Origin of the sequence: uncultured Arenimonas sp., assembly GCF_963976025.1 — a bacterium.
Taxonomy (GTDB): domain Bacteria; phylum Pseudomonadota; class Gammaproteobacteria; order Xanthomonadales; family Xanthomonadaceae; genus Arenimonas.
In genome coordinates, this window is record NZ_CAXBJS010000280.1 from 1 (window position 1) to 1,816 (window position 1,816).

A 1,816-nucleotide genomic window follows, 5' to 3' on the forward strand; every position below is an offset into this window, starting at 1 on the left:
CCGAACGGCGCACGATGCGGGTCAGCTCCTCGGCGCTGTAGAACTCCAGGCGCTGGACGATGCCGAAGCGGTCGCGAAGCGGCGCGGTCAGCAGGCCGGCCCGGGTGGTGGCGCCGATCAGGGTGAAGGGCGGCAGGTCGAGCTTGATCGAGCGGGCCGCGGGGCCTTCGCCGATCATGATGTCGATCTGGAAGTCCTCCATGGCCGGGTACAGGACTTCTTCGACCACCGGGGACAGGCGGTGGATCTCGTCCACGAACAGAACGTCGTGCGGCTGCAGGTTGGTCAGCAGCGCGGCCAGGTCGCCGGCGCGTTCGATCACCGGGCCCGAGGTCTGGCGAAGGTTGACGCCCAGTTCGTTGGCGATGACGTGGCTGAGCGTGGTCTTGCCCAGGCCTGGCGGCCCGAAGATGAGCACGTGGTCCATGGCCTCGGACCGGCCCTTGGCCGCCTCGATGGCGATCTTGAGCTGTTCCCGGACCGGCTGCTGGCCCAGGTAGTCGTCCAGCCGCTTGGGCCGGATGCTGGCCTCGGCGAGGTCATCTTCACGGGTGGCGGCGGGGGCGATGACGCGGGTGTCTTCCATGGGCCACGATTATGGCAGGGAAACCGCCCGCCATTCAGATCACGAGGCGGGTCCCGAGCTCCACCAGCCGGTTGTCCGGTATGCGGAAGAATTCGGTGGCCGGGGTGGCGTTGCGGTCCATGAAAAGAAAGAGCTTGTCGCGCCACAGGGCCATGCCCTGCCCCGGCCTGGCGACCAGGGTTTCCCGGCTGGCGAAGTAGGTGGTTTCCAGGGGCTGGAAGGCCGGTCCGGGAATCTCCCACTGCCTGAGCGCCCGCGGGACGGCCGGCTCTTCCAGGTAGCCGAAACGAAGGGTCAGGCGGGCAAAGCCGTGCCCGAGGTCCACGTGGCCGACCCGTTCGGCCAGGTCGGCGCGGGGCACGCCCAGCACTTCCACGCTCAGCAGCACGTTGCGTTCATGCAGCACCTTGTTGTGCTTGAGGTTGTGCAAAAGCGCCGGGGGTACGTACTGGTTGGACGGCGTCAGGAACACGGCCGTGCCCGGGACGCGAAGCGGCGGATGCGAAACCAGGTTGCGGACGAAGTCTTCGATGCGCAGGCTGTCGCGTTTCCCCTGGGCGCGCACCAGTTCCCGCCCTCGGCGCCAGCTGCGCATCAGCGCGAAGGCCAGCACGCCCAGTGCCAGCGGGAACCAGGCACCTTCGACGAACTTGATGACGTTGGCCGAAAAAAACGCGCCTTCCACCAGCAGGAACAGCCCGGCCAGCGGCCAGACCTGCCAACCGGGCAGGCGCCAGCGCTGGCGCGCCAGGATGACCAGCAGGAAGGTGCTGATGATCATCGTGCCGGTGACCGACACGCCGTAGGCGATGGCCAGGTTGCTGGAGCTGCCGAATCCCAGCACCACAGCGACCACCGCCACCAGCATGGCGCGGTTGACCCACGGCAGGTAGATCTGGCCTTCGCTGTGGGCCGAGGTGTGCACGATTTCCATGCGCGGCAGGTAACCCAGCTGGATGGCCTGCCGGACCACCGAAAACGTGCCCGAGATCAGCGCCTGCGACGCGATCACCGTCGCCAGGGTCGCCAGGACGATCACCGGGTACAGCGCCCACGACGGTACGAGTTCGTAGAACGGATTCGTGACTTCGCCCGGGTGGGTGAGGATGAAGGCGCCCTGCCCGAAATAATTCAGCAGCAGCGACGGCAGCACCAGGCCCAGCCAGGCGACCCGGATGGGGAAACGCCCGAAATGCCCCATGTCGGCAAACAGCGCCTCGCCGCCGGTCA

General features: G+C 67.3%; 2 protein-coding genes. Both read right to left on the reverse strand.

The features are described 5' to 3' along the window. Positions 1-586: Holliday junction branch migration DNA helicase RuvB (gene ruvB / locus AACZ35_RS14075; protein ID WP_339830377.1), on the reverse strand; the 586-nt coding region annotated here is incomplete at its 3' end. 34 nt (positions 587-620) lie between these two features. After that, positions 621-1,816: KUP/HAK/KT family potassium transporter (locus AACZ35_RS14080; protein WP_339830380.1), on the reverse strand; the 1,196-nt coding region annotated here is incomplete at its 5' end.